This window comes from Microbacterium sp. AG1240, assembly GCF_003635115.1.
Classification (GTDB): domain Bacteria; phylum Actinomycetota; class Actinomycetes; order Actinomycetales; family Microbacteriaceae; genus Microbacterium.
Window position 1 is genome coordinate 541,147 of record NZ_RBXJ01000001.1, and the last position, 26,807, is coordinate 567,953.

Genomic DNA, 26,807 nt, shown 5'->3' on the forward strand with positions numbered 1-26,807 from the left:
CGCGCAACCCCGACTTTCGCCGACTTCGTGCGACGTACGCTCGCGGCATGAAGACCTCAGAGATCTCCTGGAACGAACCGGCGCGTGCGAAGATCATCGACGACGCGAACCGAGTGCTGCGCGAAGCCGTCGTCGACGTCGCGAAGACCCACCCCGAGGCGACGGCCGACGAAGCCTTCGCCGAGTTGAACGCCCGCCTGAAGGACCGGTTCATCGACTACGAACCCGGACCCGACCTGCGCACCTACGCCGACGCGATCGCCGCCGGCGAGATCGAGCACGAAAGCGACACCGAGTAGTCACCTCCGCGCCATCCGGAACTGTTACGGTGCGGCGACCGCGGCCGACCACGGCGGCGGATCGACCTCAGCGGGAGCGGGCACGTGAACCACTCGAACGGCTCGCACCGGCCCGGGGCGCTGCGCCGGGCCGCCGCCCTCCTCGCCTCCGCGGTCGTCGCGGGATCGTTCCTCGCACCGACCGCGGCCGTTGCCGCGGAGCCGGGGACGGGCCGCATCCTCGGACGCCTCGCCTCGGAGACGGGGGAGCCGATCGCCGGCGACATCGTCGCGATCGACGAGACCACCGGCCGGGCGTACAGCGCGACGGCGCGATCCGACGGCGGCTACGCGATCAGCGACGTCCCCGCCGGTCGCTACGCGGTGCTGTTCCGTCCCGCCGACATCGCTCTGCCCGGCGCTCCCTTCGGATACGCGGAGGCCTGGTTCCCCAACGTCCGTCGGGGCGATGATGCGGCCCGCGTGATCGTGGACGCCGGTGTCGAGACCGTGGACGTCGACGCGGTGCTGAGCGCCGCCGGGCGGGTATCGGGTGTCGTGTCGGGCGCGGCGGGCGAGTACGCCGTCGCCCTGCTGGACGAGCCCACCCCGGTCGATCCCTTCGACGGCGACACGCTCGTGGTCGAGATCGACCGTGCCGGGCGCTTCGCCCTCCGGGCTCCGGCCGGCGGGTACGAGCTGCTCGTATACCGGCGCTGCGGCCACGAGTGGCTGCCTTACGCGCTCTCGGAGGAGCGCGTGGAGCTCTCGAGTCGCAGCGACGTCGAGGTCGCTCCGGTGGTGGTGCCGATGGCCGGCGCCGTCGAGCTCCACCTGTGCGCCGATGACGGGGCGTTCGCCACGCACGCAGACGTCACGCTGGCGCGGCAGGGCTGCCTCCGCGTCGAGCGGGACGGACTCACCGACCACACCGGGCGCGTGCTCTTCGAAGGGCTCGCCCCGGGGCGCTACGCCGTGGCGGTCGACGGCGTCGCGCGGACGCCGTCCCTCGTGGTGACGGTCGAACCCGACCGCGTCGCGCGCATCGCCGACCGTCCGATTCCCGCATAGCCCGCGCATAGTCTTCCCGACACCCGACCGACACGGGAGCGAAACACACGCTTCCTAGGGTGGGGACACCGCCTGTCTCCCCGATCCGCGTCCCACCGGACGGTGTGGTCTCGCGCGCTCACATCCGAGCGCGCGTCGAGTTCCCCCTCTCGAATGGAGTCCGCTTCGTGCGAACCCGTGCCCTCGTATCCATAGGTGGCGTCGTCGCCATCGCCTCCTCCATGCTGGCGTTCGCGCCGGCGACCGCGGCGGTCGACCCGCCCGCGCTCTCGATCGTGCGCCCCACGTCGTCGATCGAGATGCCGACGCAGTACCCCTCCCAGCCCCGTCTCACCGTCGTCCCCGACCTGCCCACCGATGCGTCGATCGCGCGCGGCGTGATGCCGTACGACGAGATCGCGCCGTTCCTCAACCGCCTGATGGACCGCAGCAATCGTGTGTCGTCGCAGGTCGTGGGCACGTCCTACCAGGGTCGCGAGATCTACATGGTGACGGTCACGTCGCGCGAGACCCCCGCCGAGACGGCTCAGCAGGACGCCTGGCGTACCAAGGTGAAGTACGACCCCGCCGCGGCAGCCTCCGACGCCGCGCTCGCCGAGGGCTACAAGGTGCCGCTGTGGTTCAACGCGAACATCCACGGCAACGAGTGGGAGGGCACCGACGCCACCCTCAACTACATCGAGGATCTTGCCACGAGCGCCGATCCCGTCGTCCAAGACCTTCTCGACAACCACCGCATCTACTTCACGGTCACCAACAACCCCGACGGGCGCGCGCTCGGACAGCGCGGCACCGCCAACGGGTACGACCCGAACCGCGACTTCATCACCGGCGCGACGAAGGAGGCGTCCATCGTCCGCGACCTCGCCAGCATCATCCAGCCGACGTACTTCATCGATCTGCACGGATACACCAGCGTGCTGCAGGTCGAGCCGTGCGGTCCGCCCCACGGTGAGAACTACGAGTACGACCTGTTCGTACCGCACGCCTACGCGACCGCACTCGACATCGAGAAGGCCGTGACCGAGGCGAACATCCCCGGCAACACCTACTACGACCCCGAGGCGGGGGACGTGACGTCGACCAACACCGGCTTCATCAACATCCCCTACCGCGACCAGCGTTCGGGATGGGATGACTGGCCGCCCATCTTCGCCCCGCAGTACGTCGCGTACCAGGGTGCCGTGACCAACACGGTCGAGCTGCCGCTGGGCCGTAGCGGCGACCAGCCGGCGCGCGCGAAGGTGAACATCGAGGTCGCCGAGGTGGTCATCGACACGGTCGCCGACTACGTGCAGGACAACAGCGCCTCGCTGCTGGAGAACCAGATCGAGATCTTCGCGCGCGGGCTCACCGGCACCGAGAGCGTCGAGATCCCCGCCGACGTCTCGCCGGACGACCTCGCCGAGGGCGTGCCCACGGAATGGACCGACATCTGGGACGAGAACGACATCTACACGACCGAGTTCCCGCGCGCCTACGTCATCCCGCTGGGTGCGGGGCAGCGCTCCGACTCCGACGCGCAGACGCTCGTGCAGCAGCTGCTCGTCAACGGCATCGAGGTCTCGCGCACCACGGCGCCGTTCACCGCCGAGGGCGTCACCTACCCCGCCGGCTCCTATTACGTCGACATGCACCAGCCCGTCCGCGGGCTCGCGAACGCGCTGCTCGCCGACGGCACCGACATCACCGACCGCGTGCCCGACATGTACGACATCTCCGCGTGGAGCCTGTCGCTGCTGTGGGGAGCCGACGTCGAGGCACTCGGCTACACGACCGACCCCGCCCCGACGACGGCCCTCGAGCCCATCTCCGAGGCGCCCCTCACGGGCTCGGTGGCTCCCGCGAGCGACTACCTCTCGTTCGAGCCGCGTGGCGTCGCCGACTACCAGGCGATCAACGAGCTGCTCGGTGAGGGGATCGCACTGTCGCAGCTCGAGGACGGCACCGTCGTCTTCCGCCGCGATGCGGCGGCGGATGCTGCGGCCCGAGCGGTCGCCGACATCTACGGTGTCGACGTCGCGGCCTCCGACGGATCGGAGCTGCGCGAGGAGGGCGTCGCCGGACTGCGTCCGCTGCGCGTCGGCTACGCGAGCAACACCGACGACCGCGACGCGCTGACCAAGCTCGGGTTCACCGACCTCGTGCCGGTGACGGCGGCGACGATCGAGTCGGGCGCGGTCGACCTCGCGTCGATCGACGTCCTGTGGATCGGCTCGGCGGTGACCATCGACCCGGCGACGCAGGCGACGGCGTTCGGCGCCATGCGCGCCTACGTGGAGTCCGGCAAGCCCGTCGTCGGACGAGGCACTGCCGGTGCGTCGTTCGTGTCGACCTTCGGTCTCGCTGCCCTCACCGCCACCTCCGGTACGAACCGATCGAACGGCATCGTGTCGATCGACGTCCCCGAGGCGGGCGTGCTCGGCGACTACGCGCAGGACACCGCGTTCGTCTCCCCGGCCACGTGGTTCACGGGTCTAGGTGCGGGTGTGACCGTCGAGGCGAGCTACGCGGCGACCGACCCGCTGGTATCGGGTCACTGGGCCGCGTCGGACGGACGTTCGTCAGTCGATGCGGCAGGGCAGGCGGCGGCGGTGTCGGCGACCTCGTCGCTCGCGGGCAACCGCCTGTTCCTCTTCGGCACCTCGCCGACGTACCGCAACCACCCGGTCGGGGCGTTCAGCGACATCGCACGGTCGATCTTCTGGGCCACCGAGACGGCGAGCAGCATCGAGCCGCCCGTCGTCCAGCCCGAGCCGACGGCGACCCCGACGCCGGAGCCTACGACGGTCCCGACGCCGGAGCCCACGACGGAGCCGACGCCGGAGCCGACGACGACGGGTGCGCCGGCGCTCGTGGTGCCGCCGAGCGACTCGAGCCTCGCGACCACGGGTGGGTCGAGCCCGGGGTCGCTCTGGGCGGGGGCGGCCGCGCTCATGATGTTCGGAGCGGGCGCGTTCGTGCTCGCCCGCACGCGGGCGCGGCGTTCGGCCGAGTGATCCACCGAGGGGAGGGCGGGATCATCGCATCCCATCCTCCCCTCGCCGTCCCGCCTGACCGAGGAGTGCCCGATGATCGAATCGAACGACCCGGCCGACGCCGAGACCGTCGCATCGACCGTGCGTCGGCGGATCGTCTGGGGCTACGTGGGCGGCGCCGCGTTGATCGCCGTCGCGGTCCTGCTGGCCTGGTGGGCGATAGCGAACGGGGCCGCGCCGGCGGCCCCCGTCTCCTCGGCGTCGACGGCGCCCACCGCATCGTCGCCGCCGGTGGGATCGTCCGCAGCATCCTCCGCCCCGGCCTCCGACCCGCCCTCCGGCCCGGCGTCGTCCACCGAACCGCCCACCGCCGGTGACGCACCGGGGAACACGGGGGCATCCGCGCCCGCCTCACCGCTCATCGATGCTTTCGCGGTGAGCACGACCTCCGCCCAGTGCGCCGACGACCGGTCCGCAACGGCGGCCCTCACCTTCACGTGGAGCGCGACCGGCGCCGACGACGCGTGGATCGGAGTCGGCACGACGGATGCGTCGGTCGTCCCGTCCGCCGCGGTGCCGGTGTCGTCCGACGGCTACGCCGGACTCGCGTTCGACTGTCGGGAGGAGGAGCAGCTGTACACGCTGACCGTGCGCGGGCCGGGCGGGACGACGAGCAGCTCCGTCTCGGTCACGCGGTCGCTCCTCTGACCGGGATCAGAGGGCGCGGAGCTTCTCGAGCAGCGGCTCGGCGATCTCGGCGACGAAGCGTTCCTGCTGCTCGTCGCCGACCTGCACGATCGCGATGTCGGTGAAACCGGCGTCGACGAACGGGCGGACGCTTTCGGCGAGGGCGTCGAGATCGGGGCCGCACGCGATCGACTCGGCGACGTCCTCGGGCCGCACGAACTGGCTCGCACCCTCGAAACCGGCCGGGGTCGGAAGATCCGAGTTCACCGCCCAGCCGCCCGCGAACCAGCGGAACTGATCGTGGGCCCGGGCGATCGCCGCATCCTTGTCGGGGTCCCAGCTGATGGGGATCTGGCCGATCTTGCGCGACGCGGGTTCACCCGACCGCGCGTCGTCCCATGCGGAGACCAGGTCGGCGTCGGGTTCGGTCGTGATGAGGTGATCGCCGAGCGGGGCGAACTTCTCGATCGACTTCGCTCCCGAGACCGCCACGCCGATCGGCACGCCGGCGTCGGGCGCGTCCCAGATGCGAGCCGAGTCGACGCGGAAGTACTCGCCGTCGTAGGTGACGAGGTCGCCGGTGTGCAGCGCTCGGATGATCTCGATCGCCTCGACGAGCATCTCCTGCCGAGGCTGCACCGACGGCCAGCCTTCGCCGATCACGTGCTCGTTGAGGTTCTCACCCGAACCGAGGCCGAGCGTGAAGCGGTTGTCGGAGAGGATCTGCAGCGTCGCCGCCTTCTGCGCGACGACGGCGGGGTGGTAGCGCAGGGTGGGGCAGGTGACGTAGGTCATCAGCTCCACCTTCGACGTCGCGTTCGCGACCGCACCCAGCACGGTCCACGCGTAGGGGGCGTGGCCCTGGCTCGTGAGCCACGGGGAGAAGTGGTCGCTCGAGACGAGGAAGTCGAATCCCGCGTCCTCGGCCGACGCGGCGTACCGCACGAGCTCGCGAGGGCCGCTCTGCTCGGTCATCAGGGTGTAGCCGAAACGGGTCATGCTGTGCTCCCTCGTCGTCGTGCGTCGCGGAGTTATCCCGCGCGGCACTCCCGACGATAAGCGGGGCGGCGCGACCTCATGCCGGGGTTGCCGAAGCGGATGCGTTAGGGCATCCTGCCGGGCTCAGAAGGGTTGGCGACCGACGATGGTCCGCGGCTTCTTCGAGCGGGCGGGGGTGGGGGCCGCGGCTCTGCGGGTCGAGCCGACGGCGGGGTCGAACCGCTCCGCACTGGCGGGAGGGGTGGGGCGGGAAGCTGAACGTTCTGAGGGATTGTCCATCACCGAACGCTATGCGTTTCACATGTACGTGCTCACAGGTTCGCGCTCGGGCCCCGAGACGGGAGGGGCCCGAGCGCGAGCCTCACGCGTCCCGGCGCTTGAGCAGCACGATCGCCGTCGAAAACAGAACGACGACCCAGACGACGAGGATCAGCCCGCCCGCCCAGGGCTCGATGGTCCAGAGCCCCTCCGTGGTGGGGGCGCCCGGCGAGTCGACGGGGTAGGCCGCGAGGGCGCTCCCCGCCGACGACGGCAGGATCTTCTCGAGGTTCTGCATCCACACCAGCTGGGTCAGTACTCCCACGATGTTCAGCACGATCGGGGCCGCGAGCACGAGGCCGAGCGCCACGGCGACGCTGCCCGCCGTGTTGCGGATGATCGCGCCGAGCGAGAACGCGATCAGCCCCACGAGCACGAGGTAGCCGACGCCGCCGAGGATGGAGAGCCAGTACTGCGGGTCTGCGAGGTCGGTCTCGAGTCCCTTGCCCGACAGCAGTGCCACGGCGACGACGATCGAGATGCCGAACGAGATCACGGCCACGACGAACGTCGCGACGGCGAACACGAGGGCCTTCGCCAGGAGCGCGGGCGTGCGCTTCGGCACGGCCGTGAGCGTGGAACGGATCATGCCGGTGCCGTACTCGCCCGAGATGATGAGCACGCCGAGCACGCTGACGACGAGCGCACCGAAGGTGGTGCTGATGGTCACCGCCTGCACCGACAGCGCCTGCGCCGAATCGCCGGTGGGCGCGGGATCGACGCTGAGCGATGAGGCCAGCAGCAGGGTGAAGCCGACCGTCAGGACGAGCAGGATCGCGTAGCACCACCAGGTCGAGCGGATGCTGCGGAACTTGATCCACTCCGACGCCACGGCTCCGCCGAAGCTGAGGTCGCGCCCGGTGGGGGTGAACACGGGGGTGGGGGTCGAGGTGCTCATCGGTTCGCCTCCGCGGTCGTGGGGGTGTCGTAGTCGGCGGTGGCGTACTCGACGCTGTCGCGAGTGAGCTCCATGTAGGCGTCCTCGAGCGAGCCGGTGAGAGGGGTGAGCTCGTACAGCACCACGCCCGCGCTCGCGGCGACCTCGCCGACGCGCTGCGCGGCGATGCCCGTGACGGACAGCAGGTCGGGTGCGGTCGCCGTGGCGGTGGCGCCCTCGCTCTCGAGGAGCGGGCCGAGCTGCGCGATCTGCGGGGTGCGCACCTTGACCGAACCGCCCGAGGCGTTGGCGAGGATCTCGTTGACGGGGGCGTCGGCCACGATCCGTCCGCGCCCGAGCACGATGATGTGGTCGGCTGTCTGGGCCATCTCGCTCATGAGGTGCGACGACAGGAACACGGTGCGGCCCTCGCTGGCCAGGTGACGGACGAACTGACGCACCCACGCCACGCCCTCGGGGTCGAGACCGTTGACCGGTTCGTCGAGGATCAGGGTGGCCGGGTCACCGAGCAGCGCCACGGCGAGACCGAGGCGCTGGCCCATGCCGAGCGAGAACCCGCCGACCCGCTTGCGTGCGACGGACTCGAGTCCGGTGAGGCCGATGACCTCGTCGACGCGCTTCGCGCCGATCCGGTGGGTGGCGGCGATGGCCAGCAGGTGGTTGCGCGCGCTGCGGCCGGTGTGCACGGCCTTGGCGTCGAGCAGCGCGCCGACCTGGTGAAGCGGTGCTCGGTGCTCGGCGTACGGCTTGCCGTTCACCGTGACCGATCCGTTCGTGGGGCGGTCCAGGCCCACGATCATGCGCATCGTGGTGGACTTTCCCGCACCGTTCGGTCCGAGGAATCCGGTCACGTGTCCCGGGCGGACGGTGAAGTCGATGGTGTCGACGGCGGTCTTGGCGCCGTAGCGCTTGGTCAGGGAATGGGCTTCGATCACGACAGGAACTCCATGCCACCCACCGTAGCGAGGGGGTTCGCCGGGTCGATACCGGGGTATCCCTAAACCGTTATCGGATGAGCAGGGCGGCGGTGACCAGCAGGACGGTTCCGAGCGCGATGATCACCGCCCCGACGATGAGCCACACCGGCTGGCGGTGCGGCGGGCGGGTGGACGAGGAGCGGCGGCGAGTACGTCTTCGGGCAGACATGGTCGAAGTGTAGGGGCCGCACGTGACGCTCGCGTGACGTCGACGCTACCGGCCGCCTCCTCCGCCGCCTCCGGCGCCACCGCCCGAGAACCCGCCCCCCATGGAGCCCCCCGAGAAACTGCTCCCGCCGCTGGAGCTCCAGGTCGACGCGGGCGGGCTCGCGGCCGTCCGCGACGCGGCCATGACGGCCACCAGCTGGGCGGAGGAGAACGGCTGGGTTCCGCGGTACCAGTCCAGCGGCGCATCCGTTCTCTCGGCCTGCATCGCGAGCACACCCGCCCACTCCTTCTCGATGCCCCAGATGACGGCGTAGGGGAGGAGGCGCTCGTAGAGGTGCAGCACCTCGGCCTCCTCGGGTCCGGTGCGCTCGGCCCCTTCCGGGCTCTGCAGCATGCGGATGCGGTCGGCCTCGGCCAGCTGCAGGTAGTCGCGCAGGCCGAGGAGATGGTCGCGCACGGGCGCGCCGAGCTCGGTGATGCGGTCGCGGGTGCGCCACGTGGTGACCGTGACGATCCCGGCGAGGATTGCCACGACGACGGCGGCCCCCGGCACCCACCGTGAGGCGTCGCCCATCGCGGCGAACACGGCGCAGACGATGGCCGCGGCGAACGCCACGAGAGCGACGGTGAAGGCCGCACCGGGCAGTCGATGCGACCGCTTCCGCGTGAAGCCGGCCGCGTGGAGCTCGCCGACGGCCGAGGCCGAGAGGCTCGTGAAACGCGACGCGATCTCGGTGTCGGCGCCCTTCAGCCGCAGCCGGCGGCCGGGCGCGGGGGCGAGTCCGAACACCGCGTCGAGCGTGCGCTGCCGGGCCGGATCGTCGGGGCTCGGGGCGAGGTATTCGAGCGATACGTCGGAAGCCGCATCGTCGTGCGCGATGACGCGGGCGTGACCCGTGACGGCGAGATCGACGATCGCGGCGGGCACCGCTGCGGCGGGGCGTCCGACGAGGTGCGCGGCCTGCACGACCGAGACCTCGCGCGGCGGATCGTACTCGGCCACGATGATGCCGCGGCCCTCCGCGTCGCGGCTGCGGCGTCGGGCGAGGAGCGCCGCGGCCGCCGCCGCGATGCTCGCGATGATCGCGGCGACGGCCCCGGCCTGGAACGCGGGGGCAGCACCGGCGGCGAAGTCCTGCACCGCGCTGCGCTCGACCTCGCCGGGGACGAACGTGCCCGGCGCGAAACCGATGGCGATCGTCACGTTCTCGCGGGGCTCGAGGTCGAACGCCTGGGGGAAGAACTCCTTAGGCTCGCCCTCGGCGGTCTCGCGCTCGACGATCTCGCAGGTGTCGGTCGAGCCCTCGACCCCGACGTAGCAGGCGGCGTTGCCCGTGAGCGCGTCGGACAGGGAGGGGTCGATGACGATGTAGGCGCTGACTTCACCGAAGGGCTGCTCCCATCCGGTGCCGTTCAGGTCTCGGTAGAACTCGTCGGCGTCGGTGTCGGCGAACGCACGGATGGTGTCGCGCTGCGTGTACGAGATCACGTAGGTCTGCACCCCGCGCACGTAGGAGTCGTCGCCGGTCGCGACCTCGACGAAACCGCCGCGCTCGCTCACCTCGTAGGGGATGGGCTCGCCGCCGCCCGACGTCACCGATGTGACGGTGGTGTGCAGCGGCACACCGCCGTCGTCGTCGGGGATCGCGCGCACGATGCCGCGGTTCTGATCGCTGTCGGGGAAGCGGGCCACGAGCGTCTCGGTGACCGAGAGTTCGGCGTGCCCGTCGGCGGCGCGCGTGAGCAGCATGTCGGCGTGGAACGAGTCGAACGCGAAGTCGTCGGCGTCGGCGGTCGCCGCCGAGACCGGCAGGAGAACCGCCGCGACCGCGATCAGCAGCGCGAGCACGAACCGGCCCAGGAGCGAGGTCATGCCTCCGACCCTAGGCGAGGCTGACGCGGAACCGAATCCACACATCGCCGCGCGAGTCCACGCCCGGATGCTGCCGTTCGGTGGTGATCGGAGCGCGATGGTGTGGACTCAGCGGCGCTTGCGGCCGCGTCGCCCGCGGAGGAGGACGAAGGCGATCCCGCCGACCGCGGCGACGGCGACGAGCCCCGCGATGGCGACGAAGACGTAGACGACGCCGGCGGCACCGTCGGCGGGCGTCTCGGGCGTGCCGTCGGCGAGCGCCCCCGACAGCACAGCGGTGAAGAGGGTGAGCGAGGTGACGAGTCCGGTGAGCACGGGCGTCCTTTCCGACGGTCGGGCCAGGTTATGCGGATGCGCGCGGCGGGCCCGGAGCCTGGACGCGCAGCCGCGCACGGGGTATGGGGGCGTCGGGGACGGCTTTGTACGTACAGACTGGACGATCTGTACTGTTCGGGTTAGAGTGACGCTGTCTCTTCGAAAGGACCCCCTATGCCACTGGTCAGCGGCCTCGACGTCATCCAGGAATGCACCGCGCGCGGGCTCGTCGCGGGCGCGTTCAACACCACGAACATCGAGACCACGATGGGGATCGTCGATGCCATCGAGAAGGTCGGGGTGCCGACGTTCATCCAGGTCGCTCCGACCAACGCGGCGCTCTCGGGCTTCGAGTACATCTACGACATGGTCAGCCGACGGCTCGCCGGCACCCGCGTGCCCGTCGCGCTGCATCTTGACCACGGCAAGTCGCTCGGCGCCGTCGAGGACGCCCTCGCCGCCGAGTTCACGTCGATCATGATCGACGCCTCCGAGGAGCCCTACGACGAGAACGTGCGGATCTCGACGATCGCGAGAGAGATGACCCCGAACGACCTCGCCCTCGAAGCGGAGCTCGGCAGCATCGGCGGCAAGGAGGACGACCACGGCCCGGAGGTGGAGTTGAGCACCGACCCGTCCCAGGTCGAGGGGTTCGTCGCGTCCGTGCGCCCCGACATGCTCGCCGTCTCCGTGGGCAACGTGCACGGGTACTCCCCGAATGCCGCGATCGACTTCGACCTGCTCGGGCGGGTGCGCGCGGCAAGCTCCGTGCCGCTCGTCGTGCACGGCGGTTCGGGCCTGCCGCCCGAGCAGCTCGCGCGGCTGCACGAGTTCGGCGTGGTGAAGGTGAACGTCGCCAGCGACCTGCGCAACGCCATGATCCGCACCTTCGGCGAGGCCTACGCCGCCAATCCGCAGGAGGTGTCGTTGATCCGCGTCTCCACGCAGGCGGTCGCGGCGATCTCGGATGTGGTGGAGCGACGCATCCGGATGCTGAATCCCTCCGCGGCCTGAGCGGTCGGCCCCATGCTTCCCACGATCACCGTCGACGTCGGAACGACCAGCGTCAAGCTCTGCCTGTTCGACGCATCCGGCGACCCGCGCGCGACCTCCCGTCTGGCGACGCCGACGACGGGCGACGGCTTCGGTGAGGTCTACGATCTCGCCGAGCTCACGGCGGGCATCGAACGGTTCGTCCTCTCCCTTGACGCGGCCGAACGGGCGACGGTCCGCCGCATCGCCTTCACGGGCGTCGGGGAATCGGGGGGTCTCGTGCGCGGCGACATGTCCCTGGCGTCGCCGATGATCCTCTGGCACGACCATCGGGGCTCGGGTCACCTCGACCGCCTCGGCGCGCGCGAGCGTCGTCGCGTCTACGAGGTGACCGGGCTTCCGATCAACGCCAACTACGGGCTGTCGAAGGTCGCGTGGGCCGTCGCCCACGCCGATGACGCGGGCGATGCGCAGTGGCTGAACGTGGCGGAGTACCTCGCCGGCACGCTGACCGGGGATCGGTGGTCGGAGTACTCGCTGGCGAGCCGCACCATGGCACTCGACCTCGTCGAACGCCGGTGGTCGGCCGAGATCGTGGGGCTCATGGGGCTCGACACGTCGCTGTTCCCGTCGCTGCGGGCCGCCGTCGACGGGTCTGCGATCACCGCCGACGCCGCCCGACGGCTGGGTCTCGGCGACGAGGTGACGGTGCACGTCGCCGGTCACGATCACATGGTCGGCGGTGCGGGCGCCGACCTGCAGCCGGGCGAGCTGCTCAACTCCACCGGAACCACCGAGGGTCTGCTCTTCGTCGGTCAGCGCCCGAGGCTCGACGAGACCGCCGCCGCGGCGAAGCTGGCGAACGGCATCGACTGCGACGGGGAGGGGTTCACCCTGTTCGCCTCGATCCCCACGGGCGGGTCGGCGTTCGCGACGCTGCAGGGCATGCTCTCGCTCACCGCCGACGAGCTCACCGCCTGCGTCGACGACCTCGCCCGGCGGTACGCCCGCGGCGCGATCGACTTCGACGCCGTGCCCGTCGTGCTGCCGCAGTTCCGCGGGAGCCCGCCACCGGACAAGAACGCCGCCGCGCGGGGCGTCATCGCCGGGGTCCGCAGCGACACGACCGCCGCCGACATCGTGCTCGGCTGCTTCCTGGGCATGGCGCTGCAGTTCCGCGACGTGCTCGGCCTGTTCGACCACCACCCCGTGGATCGGGTCAAGGTCATCGGACCGGCCGCCGTGAATCCGCTCTGGCTCCAGCTGAAGGCCGATCTGCTGGGTGTGCCTCTGAGCGTGTCCCGCTTTCCCGAGGTGGTCTCGCGCGGGGCGCAGGCCCTCGCGTCGGGCGAGGTCGTGCCCTGGGCGCGCAGCGAGCCGCGCGAGGTCGAGGTCGATCCGGCGAACGCCGAGCGTGTCGCCGCCTGGGCGGCGTCGGTCGCCCCGCGCTGGGAGCACATGAAGGCCATGCCGTGGTGAGCCGTCGGCTGACGTACGGCGACACCGTCCACGAAGACCAGGGGGAGAAGCGATGACGCTCGTCGCCGGAATCGATTCGTCCACGCAGGCGTGCAAGGTCACGGTGCGCGATCTCGCGACCGGCGTCCGGGTGCGCGAGGGCAAGGCCGCCCATCCCGACGCGACCGTCGTCGACCCGGAGGTGTGGTGGGCGGCGCTGCTGGAGGCCGTGCGCGCGGCGGGCGGACTCGACGACGTCGCCGCCGTCTCGGTGAGCGGTCAGCAGCACACGCCGATCTTCCTCGACGCCTCGGGGGCGGCCGTTGCGAGATCGCCCCTGTGGAACGACACCGGGTCGCACCCTCAGATGGTGGCGCTGAACGCCGAGCTCGGGCGGGAGGAGTGGATCCGTCGCACGGGGCTGCCGCTCACGCTCTCCGACACGGTGGTCAAAGCGCGGTGGCTGCGCGACACCGATCCGGACGCCGCTCGACGCACCGCCGCCGTCGCGGTCGTGCACGACTGGCTCACCTGGCGCCTCCGGGGTTACGGGCCGGGCACGGGCGGCGTCGACCGCGTGACGACGGATCGATCCGAAGCATCCGGCACCGGCTACTGGTCGGGCCAGGATGAGGCCTACACCCCCGACCTGTTCGCACACGCCTTCGGGGCGTCGGCCATCCTGCCGGAGGTGCTCGGGCCCCTCGCTCGAGCGGGGGTGACCGGGGCGGGGATCCCCGGTGTGCCGGCCGGCATACCGATCGGTGTGGGCAGCGGTGACAACGCGGCCGCGGCGCTGGCGCTCGGACTGGACGACGGCGACGCCGTGCTCAGCCTCGGCACGTCGGGCGTCGTCTACGCCCGCACGCCCGCGCCCGTGCACGACTACTCCGGGTACGTGTGCAGCTACGCCGACGCGACGGGCGCGCACCTGCCGCTGGTCGCCACGCTGAACGCCGCACGCAATCTGCACCTGGGGGCGGGCCTGCTCGGATGCACGTACGCCGAGCTGTCCGACCTCGCGCTGGAGGCGCCGGCCGGCGCGGGAGGGCTCGCGCTGCTGCCCTACTTCGAGGGCGAACGCACCCCCGACCTGCCGCACGCCCGCGGGTCGCTCCAGGGGGCGACGCTCACGAACCTCACCCGCGCGAACTTCGCCCGCGCCGTCGTGGAGGGGACCCTCGCGAGCCAGGTCGCCATGCTCGACGCGCTGCACGTGTGCGGAGTATCGACGACGCGGATGCTGCTGATCGGCGGGGCGGCGAAGAACCACGCCGTGCAACGCGTACTCGGTCAGATGGTCGACCTGCCGATCGTCGTGCCGGAGTTCGACGAGTACGTCACGAAGGGCGCCGCCATGCAGGCCGCGGCGGCTCTCGACGGAGCGTTCCCGTCGTGGGAGCTGGCCGCGACGGAGCTGCCCCGCGTGCCGCTCGAGCCGCAGATTGCCCGGCAGCACGTCGAGGCGCAGCGCGCCCTCGGCTACCTCGACCCCGTGCTCGCCGTGCCCTCCTGACCGTCGCGGGCGGCCCCGGGTCGCGGGGGCGGTTATGGTCGTGGACGAGGCGCGGCCACAGCCCGGTCGGCGTCTTCGGCAGGCGGCCCGCGAGGCGCCCCGGGGAGGAGTGGTCACGTGTCCGCCAGTTCGCGCGTGCCCGTCGCCTGCGGTGTCGATGTCGGGAGCACCAATTCCAAAGTCGTCGCCATCGACCCGTCGGGCGCGGTCGTCGCTCGTGCCAGCCGCCCGACACCGCGTGACGCCGTCGATCTGTCGGTGAAGGTCGACCGTCTCTTCGACGCCGTCGAGGAGATGGTGGTGGAGGTCTGCGGGGAGATCTTCGAGGTGCACGCGATCTGCGTCGCGGGTGTCGGGGAGGACGGCGTTCTCGTCGACGAGAGACTCCGCGTGCTCACGCCCGCGCTGACGTGGTTCGACCCGCGCCGCCAAGACCTCTTCCGGGCGCTCCGGCCGCAGCTGGTCGATGACGAGACGTTCGACTCGGAGACCGACCCCGTACGCACGGTGGTCGGGTGGGCGTGGGCGCGCGCGCACGAGACCGCGGGTCGCGCGCGGTCGTGGCTCGCGCTGACCGACCTCGCCGCGTGCCGGTGGGCCGCACGTCCGTTCTTCAGCGACACCCTCGCCTCCCGCACCGCGGCGTGGCGATCGAGCGACCGGGTCTGGGCGTTCGACCGCGTCACCGCCACCCTCGGCTCGCCCGAGCTGCTCCCCCCGGTCGTCGCGACCGGTGAGATCGTGGGCGCCCTGGAGTCCACGACCCTGCGCGCCGCGGGCGTCATCGCCGCCGACGCGATCACGGTCGCGGGCGGTCACGATCATCCGATCGCGGGATGGGGCGTGCAGCAGATCGTGCCCGGCGCGATCCTCGACTCGATGGGAACCGCCGAGGTCGTCGTCGCGCAGGTTCCCGGCCTGCCGGTCGCGCGCGGCGAGCACGTCGACGTCGCCCCCGGCATACGCTCCGACGGGCGCACGCTCCTGCGCGTGGAGGAACTCGCCCGCAACGTGCAGTGGGCGTCGCAGGATGCGGACGTCGCAGCGCACGTGCGGGCCCTGCTCGAGGGTGCGGCCGAACCGCTGCCGCTGTGGGACTCGGGCTACTTCGTGCCGGGGGAGAGGGGCGGGGGAGCGCCCTCGTACTCGTCCGACGCTCCCCGTGATCCACGCGCCCGCGCCTCGGCCGTGCTCGGCGCGCTCGCCGTGGCCGGACGCGACGCCGTCGACGCCGTGTCGGCGGGGATGCCCGGTCGCGCCGAGGTGCGCCTGGCGGGCGGGTGGGTGCGCTCGCCGGGGTGGATCGAGATCAAGTCGGCCGTGCACCGCCTGCGGGCGGCGCCCATCCTGGAGCCGGAGGTGACGGCGGTGGGTGCGGCCCTGCTGGCGGCGACGGCCCGCGGGTGGCGGCCCGACGCGGTCGTCTCCCTCGGCGGGTTCACCGCGTCGATGCTCGGGTGAGTGTCAGCTCGCCGCGACGCTGACCTCGAGCGGGATGACGTCGGTGAGCACCCAGGTCTCGTAGTAGTCGAAACGCGTGTCGCTGTGGTCCCACGAGAGCGACCGCACGCGCAGGACGGGCTGATCGGTGTGGATGCGCAGGTGCTGCGCCACGACCGCGGGAGGCAGGGTGGCGTGGATGAGCCGTCGTGCCCCGCTCGTGACGAATCCGGCCTCGCGGAGCCTCTCGTTGACCGACCCGGTGCCGTCGAGCACGGCGTCGGCGGTCGACATGGTGCGACCGACCGCATCGGGGAACCAGTTCGTGCTGAACATGGCCACGCGCCCGTTGAGCGACCGCACGCGTTCGATCGCGAACACACGGTCGTCGGAGGCGACACGGAGCGCCTCGGCCACGTGATCGGGCGGGGTGACGAAGCCGGCGTCGGTGACCTCGGTCTCGATGCCGGTGCGACCGTGCCGGATCTGGGACTCGAGGAAACCCTCCTGCACCGTCCACCCGGAGGGGGCTTCCGGCGACGTCGCGAACACGCCGCGTCGGGGCACCCGACGGGCGAACCCGTCGGACTCGAGCTTGGACAGCGTCTGTCGCACGGTCGCGCGCGACAGACCGAATTCGCGGCAGAGCTCGAGCTCGCTGGGGAGCCGCTCGTCGGCGGGCACCTCTCCCGCCACGATGCGGGCACGCAGGATCTCGAACAGCTGCTCGTAGTACGGCACCGGAGAGGTGCGTTCGATGATCTGGGACACGGCCACACTCCTTTGCGTCGATGAACGGCCGAGAATGATCTATCGGTACGTTGTCGTCCGACTGTACAGACAAGCACGATCCGGCCGCACCCGAGCGGTCGGGGAGCTCCCGGTTTGCTTTCAGCGGGGTTAGCTGTACATTCTGTACGTACAAGGCGTACGATACGTTCAGAATGACGTCGGCAGCAGCCGTCACCTGTCCCGCACTTCAGAGAGGAAGTCGCATGCGAACTTCAATGATCACCGGTGTCGCACTCCTCGGAGCCGGCGCCCTCCTGCTCGCCGGGTGCTCCGGCGACACCGCCGGCGCCGGCACCGACGGCGGCGACCCGGCATCCACGCCGCTGAGCTACTCGCAGCCGCACACCGACCCGTTCCAGAACGCCGAGAACGTCGGCTCGATGGAGCGTTTCGCCGAGCTGGGCTACGCCACCATCCCCGCGACCAACGCCGACCGCGATGCCGCGCAGCAGATCACCGACATCCAGACGCTCATCAACAAGGGCGCGAAGGGCCTCGTCATCTCGGTGGGCGACGCCGACGCGATCGTGCCCGCGATCGAGTACGCGAACGACGCCGGTGTTCCGATCGTCGCGATCGACGAGGCGCCCGCCTCGGGCAACATCGCGATGATCGTGCGCGCCGACAACGTCAACATGGGCGCTCTGGCCTGCGAGGAGATGGGCTCGCGCGTCGCCGCCGGCTCGGCAGTCATCACCCTCGACGGCGACCCGGTCACCTCCAACGGTCGCGACCGCACCAACGGCTTCAACGACTGCATGAAGGAGAACTACCCCGACGTGCAGCTCGTGAACGTCGCCACCGAGTGGGACCCGGCCAAGGCCGCCACCGGCATCGAGACCGCGCTGAACCAGTACTCGAACGTCGCCGGCATCTACAACCAGAGCGACGCGACCTTCTTCCCGACGATCCTCGACACCCTGCAGTCGATCGGCAAGCTCATCCCCGTCGGCGAGGCCGGTCACATCGTGCAGGTCTCGGTCGACGCGAGCCCCATGGCCATGACCGCGATCCGCGACGGATGGCTCGACGCGGCCATCGCCCAGCCGATGACCGACTACATCGACTACGGCGCGGACTACCTCACGCGCGCCATCGAGGGCGAGACCTTCGCACCCGGTGAGACCGACCACGGCAGCGTCATCGAGGAGCGCAACGGCAACCTCGTCGACCTGCTGCCGACCCCGGTCGTCACCAAGGAGAACGTCGACGACCCTGAGCTCTGGGGCAACAAGCAGTTCGCCCTGGACGCCTTCGGCGTCGCGTAACACCCACCGCCCGACCGCGCAGCATCCGAGACGGAGACGTCATGACCGCTTCACCGACCACCGTGCCCGTCACCGTGCCCGCCATCGAGATCGATGGCGTCAGCAAGACGTACGGTGCGACGAGAGCCCTCCAAGACGTCTCCGTCTCGATCCTGCCCGGGCAGGTGCACGGCCTCATCGGCCGCAACGGCGCCGGCAAGTCCACGCTCCTGCGCATGATCACCGGCCTCGAGACCCCCGACACCGGGAGCGTGAAGTTCTTCGGATCCGAAGCGCCGCCCGCGTCCGATCCGAAGGCCTGGCAGCAGCGTGTCGCCTGCGTCTACCAGCGTCCCTCCGTCTTCTCGAACCTCACGATCGCCGAGAACCTCTTCACGGGCCGGCTTCCGCAGCGCGGCGCCGGGGTGTCGTGGCGGCGCATGCAGGAGGAGTCCGAGCGCATCCTCACGGAGTGGAACATCCAGCTCGATCCGAAGATGCTGCTCTCCGACGCTCCACTGGAGGAGCGGCAGATGCTGACCATCGCCAAGGCGCTGGAGGCGGGCACCCGCATCGTGCTTCTCGATGAGCCGACCGTCCAGCTCGAGGGCGCGGCGATCCGCAGGCTCTTCGACAAGGTTCAGGAGCTCCAGGCGGCGGGCGTGACGTTCGTCTTCGTCTCCCATTTCCTCCGCGAAGTCACGGCGATCTGCGACTCCGCGACGGTGCTCCGCGACGGCAGACTGCTCTGGTCGCGGCTGGGCGACGACATCCGATCCGACGACCTCGTCGACGCGCTGCTCGCCGGCCAGGAGCAGCGGCGGCACCGGGCGGAGTCGACGACCGCCTCGGACGCGCAGGCATCGCCCGCCGTCGCCCTCGCCGTCGAGAACGCGACCGACCGGGAGGGCGCGTTCACCGACGTCTCGTTCACGGTCGCGCCCGGCGAGATCGTGGCCATCGGCGGAGTGGGCGGATCGGGCAAGTACTCCGTCGGGGAGGCCATCGCGGGCCTGCGTAAGACCGCTGCCGGGGGCATCGTCGTCAACGGCGAGTCCGTCGCCGCAGGAAACGTCAAGGCCAGTCAGCGCGCCGGCATCGGATTCGTGCCCGCCGATCGGCACCGCGACGGGTACGTGCCGCAGCTGAGCGTGGCCGAGAACATGACCATGGGGGTGATGGACCAGATCGCCCCGCGGGGGTTCTTCTCTCCGAAGAAGCGCACCGAGATCTCCCGCGACCTCATCTCCGACGTCGCCCTGGTGCCACCGGACCCGTCGCTGGCGGTGTCGGGCCTCAGCGGCGGCAACCAGCAGAAGGTGGTGCTCGCGCGCGCCCTGGCCCGCAATCCGCGTGTGCTCGTGCTCATCTCGCCCACGGCGGGCGTCGACATCGCCGCGAAGGACGCGATCTACGCGCTCATGCTCCGCGCTCTCGGCGACGGCGTCGCCGTGGTGCTGATCTCCGACGACGTCGAGGAGCTGCTCGTCAGCCCCCGCGTCCTCATCATGCGGGAGGGGCGCATCGGCGCCGAGCTCCGCGAACCGACCGAAGAAGACATCGTTCGAGCCATCGAAGGCCTGGAGTGAACATCGTGCGAACCACCGTCATCCGTACCCCCGCCGCGAAGAACCCCTTCGCGCGCACCGTCGTGAAGAACGTCCGCGAGCTGAGCGTGCTGCCCGGCCTCGTCATCGTGGCGATCATCGGCGCGGTCGTGAGCCCCGCGTTCCTCTCGGCGGCGAACCTCACGCTGATCCTCCGCCAGTCGGCCGAGCTCGGCATCGTCGTGATCGGCCTGACCTTCATCCTGCTCACCGGCAAGCTCGACATCTCGCTCGAATCGACCGTGGGGCTGGCGCCGATGGTCGCCGCGTGGCTGCTCATCCCCGCCGCCGTCGGCGGTCTCGGCACCGAGATCAACGAGTTCGGCGCGATCGGCATCACGATCGGGATCGGGATGCTGGTCGGACTGTTCAACGGGTTCCTCGTCGTGAAGGTGAAACTCGACCCCTTCATCGTCACTCTGGCGATGCTGATCCTCCTCCGCGGCATCACCCTCGGCATCAGCGAGGGCAAGACCCTCGCCGGCCTCCCCGAGGCCTTCCGCTACGTCGGATCGGCCCGGTGGGCGGGGATCCCCGCGGCTATCTGGATCACCGGCATCCTCTTCCTCATCGCCGGACTCCTTCTGCGCTACACCTCGTGGGGACGCGCCCTCTACGCGATCGGCGGCAACGCCGAGGCCGCGCGCGCCGCCGGCATCCGGGTCGACTTCGTGCTCATCACGGCTTTCGTCGCGGCCAGCGCGCTCGCCGCGTTCGCCGGTCTGATGCTCGCCGGGCGCCTCGCCTCGGTCACGAGCGGCATGGGAGAGAACCTCATCTTCAGCGCCCTCGCCGCTGCCGTCATCGGCGGCGTGCAGCTCACGGGCGGCCAGGGGCGCATCGTCGGCGCGCTGATGGGCGTGCTGCTCCTCGGTACGCTGACCAACGTCCTCACCCTCGCGGGCGTCCCGACCTTCTGGATCAACGCCGTCTACGGCGCCGTCATCCTGCTCGCCCTGCTCGTCGGGCGGCTGGGCGCCAAGCCGGGCGTGAGATGATCCGCGATCAGCACGACCTCGGTACACCGCACCGGGAAGAACCAGAAGAGAAGGAAGTGGACATGTCGGAATTCCGCGAGATCAGCGCCACTGTCGTCCAGGAGCTCGGCGAGGTCTTCCGCCGGGTGCCGCTGGACAACATCGACGCCGCCCTCGACGCGCTCGAGAGCCACCAGCGCATCTTCGTGCTCGGCATCGGGCGCGAGGGCCTGGGGTCGAAGGCGTTCGCGATGCGCCTGACGCACTTCGGCAAGACCGTGCACTGGGGGTGGGACGACACGACGCCGGCGGTGACCGCCGATGACCTGTTCATCATGCCGTCGGGTCCGGCGAACATCCCTCACCTCCACTACATCGCGGAGCAGGTGAAGAAGACCGGTGCGACGCTGCTCGTGGCCACCGCCGTGCCCGACGGGCCGACCGCGCAGCTCGCCGACATCGTGCTGACCGTTCCGGCCCACACCTACGGTGCCGACGACCCCAGCGGTCTCGTGCCGACCATCCAGGCGATGGGGAGCCTGTTCGAGCAGTCGCTCTGGATCTTCTGGGACGTGCTGTACCTCATGCTCGTTCGCCGCACCGGGGCGAAGTTCGACGACCTCGTCGCCCGCCACCGCAACTTCGAATGATCTGACGCGGTCGTCGCCGCGCACAGAGAGAAGGGCCTCCCGGTCGGTACCGGGAGGCCCTTCCTTCATGCGCGGGTCACCCCAGGGGGCCGTACAGGGCCGGCGCGGTGCGGCCGCCGATCTCCTGCTCGAGCGCGAACGGCGCGGCCGCTAGGCGCGGGTGAAGCCGTCGAGGTCGGGGTCCCAGCTCGCGTCGGGATCGTTCACGGCATACAGATCGGGGGCCGTCGCCGCTCGGCGCGGGTAACTGGGGTGCGAGCGGAGCGTCTCGGCCGCCTCGGAGAAGTCGAGCTCGTCGCCCTGCCACTCGGTCGGGGCCGACAGCACGTCGTTCCCGACCCCGATGACGAGCTCCGCCGTGCCCCCGTCGTCGGTCGTGCGCGAGACGATCGGAATCGTCACCGCCTCCGCCCGGCCGTCGTTCGCGATGGCGGCTGTGAGCTTCACCAGTGCCTCGGCGACCTCGTCGGTCGTGATGATCGTCTCGCCCGCGTACGTGATGCTTCTCATCGTTCCACTCTGTTGTTCGCCCCCCTCTCGGGGCCGACCCATTGCCATCGGGGAGGCGGTGGGATACGGCCGCCGTGCGTCGCATCGGGACGTGTTCGGGGGTGTTCGGGGTTGTTCGGAGTAGGCCCATCGGGCTGCGAGAGCGGCGGCACCGGCCTAGCGTCGAAGACGAGCGGGTCGGGACGGCAGCCCCTTTGTCCCCCGGCCCGCTCACAGGCCTCGCTTTCGTGGAGAGACCGAGCCGTGGGGGATCCCGGTCTTTCCTCCTCCGCCCGCGGGCGGAGTGATTCACCGCCGACGATGTCGGTGGATCCGTGCGCGACGGATGCTGCGCCCCGCGGTGCCTCAGGCGGGCAGCGCAGCATCCGTCCGCGTCTCGCCGTCGCGCCGGGACTCGCCCGTCGCCATACGGCCGACCATCGACCCGACCAGGTCGTGCGTCAGCATGCGGGCCGGGAGCAGGCCGATGACAGCGAGGGCGATGAAGCCCGAGATGAGCTTGTCGGCGAGCGAGGTCAGCAGGTTAGCCGTGAAGACGGACGGGGCGAGCTGCTCGCCCGAGGCCATGAGCCCCTCGGCGATCTGGTCACTGGCGTGACCCGTCTCACCGCCGAAGATCATCATGAGCACCGGCACGGAGACGATCGTGCAGACGACGCCCACGATGAGGTTCAGCGCGAGGAACCGCGGCAGCGACCGCGCCCCTCCGAGGGCCCGAGCGCCGTACCCCCACGCCAGGGCCCCGGCGATGTTCACGAGCACGAACGGCAGGGAGTCGGTGGTGCCGGTGACCGTCTCGATGGCGGTGGAGCCGCACGCGACGAGCACCCCCCACCAGGGGCCGAACGCCATCGCGGCAACGGCCGTGCCGATCATGTCGAGGAAGAGGGGGAGGCCGAGCGCGGCTACCGCGGCGCTCCCCGAGAAGTTCAGGAGCACGCAGCCGACGATCAGCACCGCGGTCCACATCGCGGAGCGCGGCACCGCGGATGCCTTCGCCGGAACGGATGGCGCCGGGACGGGTGCCGCGTGCCGGGCCTTCTGGGCGAGACCGCAGCGGGCCTCCCACTTCTCGGCCTCGGCGTCGTCGGCTCCGAGCGCGCGCACGATCTCACCCACGAGCGCGGCGTTGATCCGGGAGCGACCGAGACGGAAGGCGTCGTAGACCGTCGTCCTGGCGGGTGCCGACGCCGAGAGGGGCACCCCGCGCTCGATCCGGGCCTGCGCGATCCGGCTGCCGATCTCTGCGTACGAGGGTCCGCCGGCGCGAGCGCGGAGCTCCCGCAGGCTGCTCGCGATGTCGTCGAAATCGTCGTTCGTACTGTCGTCCGTCGGCACCGGCGTCATTCCCCCTTTGCCGGGAGGCCCCCCGCCCGGCTCGAAGATCCTATGCGACGCGGCGAGGATCGCCTGGACGTGCCGCGGCGATGGTGAGCGCGCGCCGTGCGGCAGGATGCCCCCCTGGATCGGGGGAAGGGGGAAAAGGAGGGGTTTTTGTCCCCCATTCAGGGGACAGGATCGGCTAGTGTCTGTGTTCAGCGACGAGACGCACGGCACCGCGAATCGTCGCACGTAGGTATCGGACCCCCGCCCGTCTTGTCTCGACAGGGCGGGGGTCCCTCTTCTCTCCCGGGTCAGCGCACCTTCACCGCGGACGGCTGCAGCGAGACGGTGAACTCCCGCGTCTCGCCGATCTCCTCGCCGTCGATCTCGAACGCGCGAGGATCGGGAAGGGTCACGCGGATCTTCTTCGCCCGCCCGTGAGTGACCGACTCGGAGCTGGTCGTGTCGTCTTTCTTGGTGATGAGGCGCATGAGCCCGTTGTCCCACATCATCGTCTTGAGGGTTCCCATCCATTGGCCGAGTCCTTCGGCGCTCAGCAGCAGGAAGTCGAGCTCGCCGTCGGCCGGGTCGGCGTCGGGTAGGAGCGTGAAGCCGCCCTGCAGCGTGCCGCAGTTCGCGATCAGCAGCGTGTGCCCCTCTTCGTCGCGACCGGGTTGCTCGTCGACGGTGAGGTGGAAGGGCACGATGTCGCTGGCGGCGAGGGCCCGCCCGAGCGACTCGACGTAGGCCAGCCAGCCGGCCTTGCTCTTGAGCTCGTCGTCGGTCTCGGCGATCATCTGCGCATCGATGCCGAAACCGATCATGACGACGAAGCCGTGCCGCTCGGTTCCGGTGTCGAGGTCGACATCGACCCAGCCGACGTCGATGGCCGTGGCCGTGCCGGTGAGCGCGCGGTCGACAGCCTTGTCGATGTCGTTGATCGGCACGCCGAGGTTGCGCGCGAGCAGATTGCCCGTGCCGAGCGGCACGATGCCGAGGTCGACGTCGGCCTTCTCGTCGGCGAGGTGCTCGGCGACCGCACGCACGGTGCCGTCGCCGCCCGCAACGATGATCACGTCGGGTGACGCCTCGAGGGCGCGGCGCGCGGCCCCCTGGCCGGGGTCGTCGACGCTGGTCTCGAACCACTGGACATCGGCGTCAGCGCCGAGCGTCGCGGTCACGGGCGTCTCGAGCGCCTCCCGCTCGGTCTTCGACGGGTTCCAGACGACCGCCACACGGGTGCTCATTCTCGTGTTTCCCCCTCATCAAGGACATCCTCGCGACGACAGGTGTCGTCATGATGTCGCCACAGTCTGACCCCCGCCGCGCGGGAGCGCCAACTCCTTGCGCGAGCTCGACTTCCGGGTCGTGTGCCCGCTAAGGGTGTCGCTCGCACTGAAAGCCCAAGACACCCGGATGCTGCGCGAAGCGCGCCCGGGTGTCTTGGGCTTTCAGTGCAATACCGTCAGTCTTCGAGGTCGCCGGGCGCCTCGGGTTCGGCCTCGGTCTCCTCGACCTTGCCGCGCAGCTGGTCGGCCATCGCGGCGGCGCCGTCCTCGCCGTGCTCGTCGTCGACCTTCGCGATCAGCTTGCCGAGGTCGGTGTCGGAGCCGGACGGGGCGGTGTCGTTCTCGTTGCTGCTCATCCCGCGACCTTACGCCGCCCCGAAGGATCGGCGTCGCGCCGGTGGGTGATCGCGGCGGCGAGAAGGATGCCGATGCAGGCGCCCGCGGTGTTCGCGAGCACATCGGAGATGCTCGCCGTGCGTTCGTCGAGCAGCTCGGCCTGCAGCCCCTCGATGGCGATCGTCGTGAGCAGGCCGATGGGCAGCACGAGGTAGCGGGAGCGCTCGAGCACGAGACTCAGCAGAAACCCCAGGGGCACGAAGAACACGACGTTCGCGGCGACCTCGATGCGCCCGTACGTCGCCCACGGCAGCAGCCGCTCGATGCGGTCGAGCAGCCCCACGGCGCCGCTGTCGACGGGCACCGGCCAGAACGCGATGAGCAGCACGGCGACGCCGTAGACGACGAGCGCCAGCAGCGCGGTGCGCTGCCGGCGCTCGGTGCGCGAGCGGTGCTCGTCGATTCGCGAGGCGGGACTCAAGCGTCGATGCGGCGCTTGTCGTAGGTGGCGGAGCCGAAGCCGAGGATGAGGTACCCGATGAACGAGAAGAGCCACAGCAGGAAGATCGAGAACACCGCGCCCTGACCGAACGCCTTACCGATGCGCAACGACACGATGATGTGGAAGACGATGTTGACGATCGGGATGAGGTACAGCAGGCCGAACCACGCGGAGAATCCGGCGACCTTCACCAGCACGAAGACGTTGACGATCGGGATGATGGCGAGCCATCCCGCGTAGCCCGCCTTGGTGAACACACGCCACAGCGCGATGACCACGACGACGTAGATGAGGAACCCGAAGAAGCCCGTGACGCCGTTCAGGGCGGTGAATTCGGCCTGGTCTGTGATTCTGCTGAGAGTGATCATGGCGCCCAGCATAGGGGTATCCGGAGTCGCCTCATGCGCGCCCGCGCAGGATCAGATTCCAGTACACCCACGGCAGCACCCACCGGTCGAGCAGGTACGTCAGTCGGCGCTCGCGGAAGAGCGTCCGCCACATCGGTACGGTCGGGGCCAGGCGGTCTTCTCGATCGAACTCGGCGAACACGAGGGTGTGTCGACTCACCGTGATCGGGGTCACCGTGTAGCCGTCGTAGACGGCGTGGGGCTTCCTGCCCGCCACGACCGCCACGAGGTTCTTCACGAGCACCTTCGCCTGCGGGCGGATGCCGCCGCCCGATCGCGTCGGGGTGATCGCGGTGGCGTCGCCCAATGCCCAGACGTTGTCGAAGCGGCGATGGTGCAGCATCCGCTCGTCGACATCGACGAAACCGTCCGCGTCACCGAGACCGCTCTCGGCGATCCAGGCGGCGGGGGCCTGCGGCGGGACCGCGTGCAGCAGGTCGTAGCGCACGGTCTCGCTCACGCCACCGCGCCCGATCACGGCCTCCTGGCTCTCGGGGTGCACCTCGATGAGGTCGTGCGCATATCGCGTCTCGATGCCGTACTCGTCGATCTTCCGTTGCAGCTCGTCGGAGATCTCGTCGATGCGGAACGCCTGCGACTGCGGAGAGACGAAGACGGATCGGACGCGGCGTCGCGGATCGCGCCGCCACCAGTCGTTCGCCAGATACATCGGCTTCTGGGCGACGCCGGCACAGGTGGCGGGCTCGGGTGGCTGGACGAAGACCACGGTGCCCTCACGGATGTCGCGCAGGGCGAGAGAGGCCTTCGCCGCGAGGTCGTGCGTGTAGCTCGAGATGCCGAGCGGGGTGCGCATCGCCTCGGCCAGGCCCGCCACCGCATCCCACCGCAGCTCGATTCCCGCGGCGACGATGAGGTGCGAGTACCGCACCACGGCGCCCGATGAGAGGGTGACGCTGTCGTCGTGCGGGGAGACGCTCGTCACGCGGTCGCGGATCCATTCGACCCCGGACGGTGTGACGTCGGCCTGGGGGCGCACCACATCGGACGCGCGGGCGAGCCCGCCCGCGATGTGCGACTGCATCGGCGCGTACACGTGCTGCTCCCGCGGCTCGATGACGACGACGTCGCCGATGCCTTGACGGCGCAACCTGCCCGCGACCGACAGTCCGGCGTTCCCACCGCCGATGATGACGACGGGGTGGAGCGGGAGGTTCGCGGGTGGCTGCATTCCATCAAC

The 26,807-nt window shown here is 70.5% G+C and carries 26 protein-coding genes; 12 read left to right on the plus strand and 14 right to left on the minus strand.

Translation table 11 applies throughout. From position 1 onward, the window contains the following. The first annotated feature begins 47 nt into the window (after positions 1-47). From DEU34_RS02535 to DEU34_RS02550, 4 genes are all read left to right on the plus strand, one after another. The gene (locus DEU34_RS02535) at positions 48-299 is read left to right on the plus strand and encodes a hypothetical protein (protein ID WP_121148573.1); all 252 of its coding nucleotides are present in this window, start codon (positions 48-50) and stop codon (positions 297-299) included. 84 nt (positions 300-383) lie between these two features. Then, complete coding sequence (locus DEU34_RS02540; RefSeq protein WP_121148575.1) at positions 384-1,349, plus strand: carboxypeptidase-like regulatory domain-containing protein; 966 nt, start codon at positions 384-386, stop codon at positions 1,347-1,349. Between the two features lie 167 nt (positions 1,350-1,516). Continuing rightward, positions 1,517-4,348: a M14 family zinc carboxypeptidase gene (locus tag DEU34_RS02545; protein ID WP_147423989.1), complete on the plus strand. Its 2,832-nt coding sequence runs from the start codon at positions 1,517-1,519 to the stop codon at positions 4,346-4,348. Positions 4,349-4,420: 72 nt separating this feature from the next. Further along, complete coding sequence (locus DEU34_RS02550; protein WP_121148579.1) at positions 4,421-5,035, plus strand: hypothetical protein; 615 nt, start codon at positions 4,421-4,423, stop codon at positions 5,033-5,035. A 6-nt stretch (positions 5,036-5,041) separates the two neighbouring features. Here DEU34_RS02550 and DEU34_RS02555 read toward each other — a convergent pair whose 3' ends face one another. The 6 genes from DEU34_RS02555 to DEU34_RS02575 form a co-directional block, all read right to left on the minus strand. After that, a complete protein-coding gene (locus DEU34_RS02555; RefSeq protein ID WP_121148581.1) occupies positions 5,042-6,013 on the minus strand; it encodes an LLM class F420-dependent oxidoreductase in 972 nt (323 codons plus the stop codon). A gap of 361 nt (positions 6,014-6,374) precedes the next feature. Next, entirely contained in the window at positions 6,375-7,229 is an 855-nt protein-coding gene (locus DEU34_RS02560; RefSeq protein WP_121148583.1) for an ABC transporter permease subunit, read from the minus strand. Further along, on the minus strand, positions 7,226-8,164 hold the full coding sequence (locus DEU34_RS02565; protein WP_121148585.1) for an ABC transporter ATP-binding protein: 939 nt from the start codon (positions 8,162-8,164) through the stop codon (positions 7,226-7,228). The genes DEU34_RS02560 and DEU34_RS02565 overlap by 4 nt, the downstream gene beginning before the upstream one ends. 70 nt (positions 8,165-8,234) lie before the next feature. Then, positions 8,235-8,375: a hypothetical protein gene (locus tag DEU34_RS16150; RefSeq protein WP_183042317.1), complete on the minus strand. Its 141-nt coding sequence runs from the start codon at positions 8,373-8,375 to the stop codon at positions 8,235-8,237. A gap of 45 nt (positions 8,376-8,420) precedes the next feature. After that, a complete protein-coding gene (locus DEU34_RS02570) occupies positions 8,421-10,247 on the minus strand; it encodes a DUF2207 family protein (RefSeq protein WP_183042318.1) in 1,827 nt (608 codons plus the stop codon). 108 nt (positions 10,248-10,355) lie between these two features. After that, the gene (locus DEU34_RS02575; protein ID WP_121148588.1) at positions 10,356-10,562 is read right to left on the minus strand and encodes a hypothetical protein; all 207 of its coding nucleotides are present in this window, start codon (positions 10,560-10,562) and stop codon (positions 10,356-10,358) included. A 174-nt stretch (positions 10,563-10,736) separates the two neighbouring features. On the opposite strand from DEU34_RS02575, the gene DEU34_RS02580 reads away from it, so the two are divergent. The 4 genes from DEU34_RS02580 (at position 10,737) to DEU34_RS02595 (ending at position 15,990) form a co-directional block, all read left to right on the plus strand. Then, on the plus strand, positions 10,737-11,576 hold the full coding sequence (locus DEU34_RS02580) for a class II fructose-bisphosphate aldolase (protein ID WP_121148590.1): 840 nt from the start codon (positions 10,737-10,739) through the stop codon (positions 11,574-11,576). A 12-nt stretch (positions 11,577-11,588) separates the two neighbouring features. Continuing rightward, positions 11,589-13,034: an L-fuculokinase gene (locus tag DEU34_RS02585; protein WP_121148592.1), complete on the plus strand. Its 1,446-nt coding sequence runs from the start codon at positions 11,589-11,591 to the stop codon at positions 13,032-13,034. Between the two features lie 52 nt (positions 13,035-13,086). Then, a complete protein-coding gene (locus DEU34_RS02590; RefSeq protein WP_121148594.1) occupies positions 13,087-14,529 on the plus strand; it encodes an FGGY family carbohydrate kinase in 1,443 nt (480 codons plus the stop codon). A 117-nt stretch (positions 14,530-14,646) separates the two neighbouring features. Next, the gene (locus tag DEU34_RS02595; protein WP_121148596.1) at positions 14,647-15,990 is read left to right on the plus strand and encodes an L-fuculokinase; all 1,344 of its coding nucleotides are present in this window, start codon (positions 14,647-14,649) and stop codon (positions 15,988-15,990) included. Positions 15,991-15,993: 3 nt separating this feature from the next. Here the strand turns inward: DEU34_RS02595 and DEU34_RS02600 are convergent, their stop codons facing one another. Next, positions 15,994-16,740 (minus strand): GntR family transcriptional regulator, encoded by a 747-nt coding sequence (locus DEU34_RS02600; RefSeq protein WP_147423990.1) that lies wholly within the window; start codon positions 16,738-16,740, stop codon positions 15,994-15,996. 224 nt (positions 16,741-16,964) lie between these two features. Between DEU34_RS02600 and DEU34_RS02605 the strand changes: the two genes are divergently transcribed. From DEU34_RS02605 to DEU34_RS02620, 4 genes are all read left to right on the plus strand, one after another. Continuing rightward, a complete protein-coding gene (locus DEU34_RS02605; RefSeq protein WP_183042319.1) occupies positions 16,965-18,029 on the plus strand; it encodes a sugar ABC transporter substrate-binding protein in 1,065 nt (354 codons plus the stop codon). A gap of 41 nt (positions 18,030-18,070) precedes the next feature. Next, on the plus strand, positions 18,071-19,597 hold the full coding sequence (locus DEU34_RS02610; protein ID WP_121148602.1) for a sugar ABC transporter ATP-binding protein: 1,527 nt from the start codon (positions 18,071-18,073) through the stop codon (positions 19,595-19,597). 5 nt (positions 19,598-19,602) lie between these two features. Further along, positions 19,603-20,613, plus strand: a complete 1,011-nt coding sequence (locus tag DEU34_RS02615) for an ABC transporter permease (protein WP_205781275.1) — start codon at positions 19,603-19,605, stop codon at positions 20,611-20,613. Between the two features lie 62 nt (positions 20,614-20,675). After that, complete coding sequence (locus DEU34_RS02620; protein ID WP_183042320.1) at positions 20,676-21,242, plus strand: SIS domain-containing protein; 567 nt, start codon at positions 20,676-20,678, stop codon at positions 21,240-21,242. A gap of 150 nt (positions 21,243-21,392) precedes the next feature. On the opposite strand, the gene DEU34_RS02625 is transcribed toward DEU34_RS02620, so the two are convergent. The 7 genes from DEU34_RS02625 to DEU34_RS02655 all read right to left on the minus strand — a co-directional run bounded on the left by DEU34_RS02625 (position 21,393) and on the right by DEU34_RS02655 (position 26,798). Further along, complete coding sequence (locus DEU34_RS02625) at positions 21,393-21,752, minus strand: hypothetical protein (RefSeq protein ID WP_121148606.1); 360 nt, start codon at positions 21,750-21,752, stop codon at positions 21,393-21,395. A gap of 345 nt (positions 21,753-22,097) precedes the next feature. After that, positions 22,098-23,090 carry a hypothetical protein gene (locus tag DEU34_RS02630; RefSeq protein WP_147423991.1) on the minus strand — a complete coding sequence of 331 codons (993 nt, stop codon included), beginning with the start codon at positions 23,088-23,090 and terminating at the stop codon, positions 22,098-22,100. Between the two features lie 296 nt (positions 23,091-23,386). Further along, positions 23,387-24,322: a diacylglycerol kinase family protein gene (locus tag DEU34_RS02635; protein ID WP_121148610.1), complete on the minus strand. Its 936-nt coding sequence runs from the start codon at positions 24,320-24,322 to the stop codon at positions 23,387-23,389. Positions 24,323-24,540: 218 nt separating this feature from the next. Further along, entirely contained in the window at positions 24,541-24,720 is a 180-nt protein-coding gene (locus DEU34_RS02640; RefSeq protein ID WP_121148612.1) for a hypothetical protein, read from the minus strand. Then, positions 24,717-25,181, minus strand: a complete 465-nt coding sequence (locus DEU34_RS02645; protein WP_183042321.1) for a VanZ family protein — start codon at positions 25,179-25,181, stop codon at positions 24,717-24,719. The genes DEU34_RS02640 and DEU34_RS02645 overlap by 4 nt, the downstream gene beginning before the upstream one ends. Continuing rightward, positions 25,178-25,570: a DUF5684 domain-containing protein gene (locus DEU34_RS02650; protein WP_121149680.1), complete on the minus strand. Its 393-nt coding sequence runs from the start codon at positions 25,568-25,570 to the stop codon at positions 25,178-25,180. Before DEU34_RS02650 ends, DEU34_RS02645 begins: the two co-directional genes overlap by 4 nt. 31 nt (positions 25,571-25,601) lie before the next feature. Further along, the gene (locus DEU34_RS02655; protein ID WP_121148616.1) at positions 25,602-26,798 is read right to left on the minus strand and encodes an NAD(P)/FAD-dependent oxidoreductase; all 1,197 of its coding nucleotides are present in this window, start codon (positions 26,796-26,798) and stop codon (positions 25,602-25,604) included. Positions 26,799-26,807: the final 9 nt, after the last annotated feature.

Coding starts and splice junctions, on each gene's coding strand:
- DEU34_RS02535 (WP_121148573.1), top strand. CDS start 48: ATGAAGACCTCAGAGATCTCCTGGAACGAACCGGCGCGTGCGAAGATC.
- DEU34_RS02550 (WP_121148579.1), top strand. CDS start 4,421: ATGATCGAATCGAACGACCCGGCCGACGCCGAGACCGTCGCATCGACC.
- DEU34_RS02555 (WP_121148581.1), bottom strand. CDS start 6,013: ATGACCCGTTTCGGCTACACCCTGATGACCGAGCAGAGCGGCCCTCGC.
- DEU34_RS02560 (WP_121148583.1), bottom strand. CDS start 7,229: ATGAGCACCTCGACCCCCACCCCCGTGTTCACCCCCACCGGGCGCGAC.
- DEU34_RS16150 (WP_183042317.1), bottom strand. CDS start 8,375: ATGTCTGCCCGAAGACGTACTCGCCGCCGCTCCTCGTCCACCCGCCCG.
- DEU34_RS02570 (WP_183042318.1), bottom strand. CDS start 10,247: ATGACCTCGCTCCTGGGCCGGTTCGTGCTCGCGCTGCTGATCGCGGTC.
- DEU34_RS02580 (WP_121148590.1), top strand. CDS start 10,737: ATGCCACTGGTCAGCGGCCTCGACGTCATCCAGGAATGCACCGCGCGC.
- DEU34_RS02585 (WP_121148592.1), top strand. CDS start 11,589: ATGCTTCCCACGATCACCGTCGACGTCGGAACGACCAGCGTCAAGCTC.
- DEU34_RS02590 (WP_121148594.1), top strand. CDS start 13,087: ATGACGCTCGTCGCCGGAATCGATTCGTCCACGCAGGCGTGCAAGGTC.
- DEU34_RS02605 (WP_183042319.1), top strand. CDS start 16,965: ATGCGAACTTCAATGATCACCGGTGTCGCACTCCTCGGAGCCGGCGCC.
- DEU34_RS02610 (WP_121148602.1), top strand. CDS start 18,071: ATGACCGCTTCACCGACCACCGTGCCCGTCACCGTGCCCGCCATCGAG.
- DEU34_RS02620 (WP_183042320.1), top strand. CDS start 20,676: ATGTCGGAATTCCGCGAGATCAGCGCCACTGTCGTCCAGGAGCTCGGC.
- DEU34_RS02625 (WP_121148606.1), bottom strand. CDS start 21,752: ATGAGAAGCATCACGTACGCGGGCGAGACGATCATCACGACCGACGAG.
- DEU34_RS02635 (WP_121148610.1), bottom strand. CDS start 24,322: ATGAGCACCCGTGTGGCGGTCGTCTGGAACCCGTCGAAGACCGAGCGG.
- DEU34_RS02640 (WP_121148612.1), bottom strand. CDS start 24,720: ATGAGCAGCAACGAGAACGACACCGCCCCGTCCGGCTCCGACACCGAC.
- DEU34_RS02650 (WP_121149680.1), bottom strand. CDS start 25,570: ATGATCACTCTCAGCAGAATCACAGACCAGGCCGAATTCACCGCCCTG.
- DEU34_RS02655 (WP_121148616.1), bottom strand. CDS start 26,798: ATGCAGCCACCCGCGAACCTCCCGCTCCACCCCGTCGTCATCATCGGC.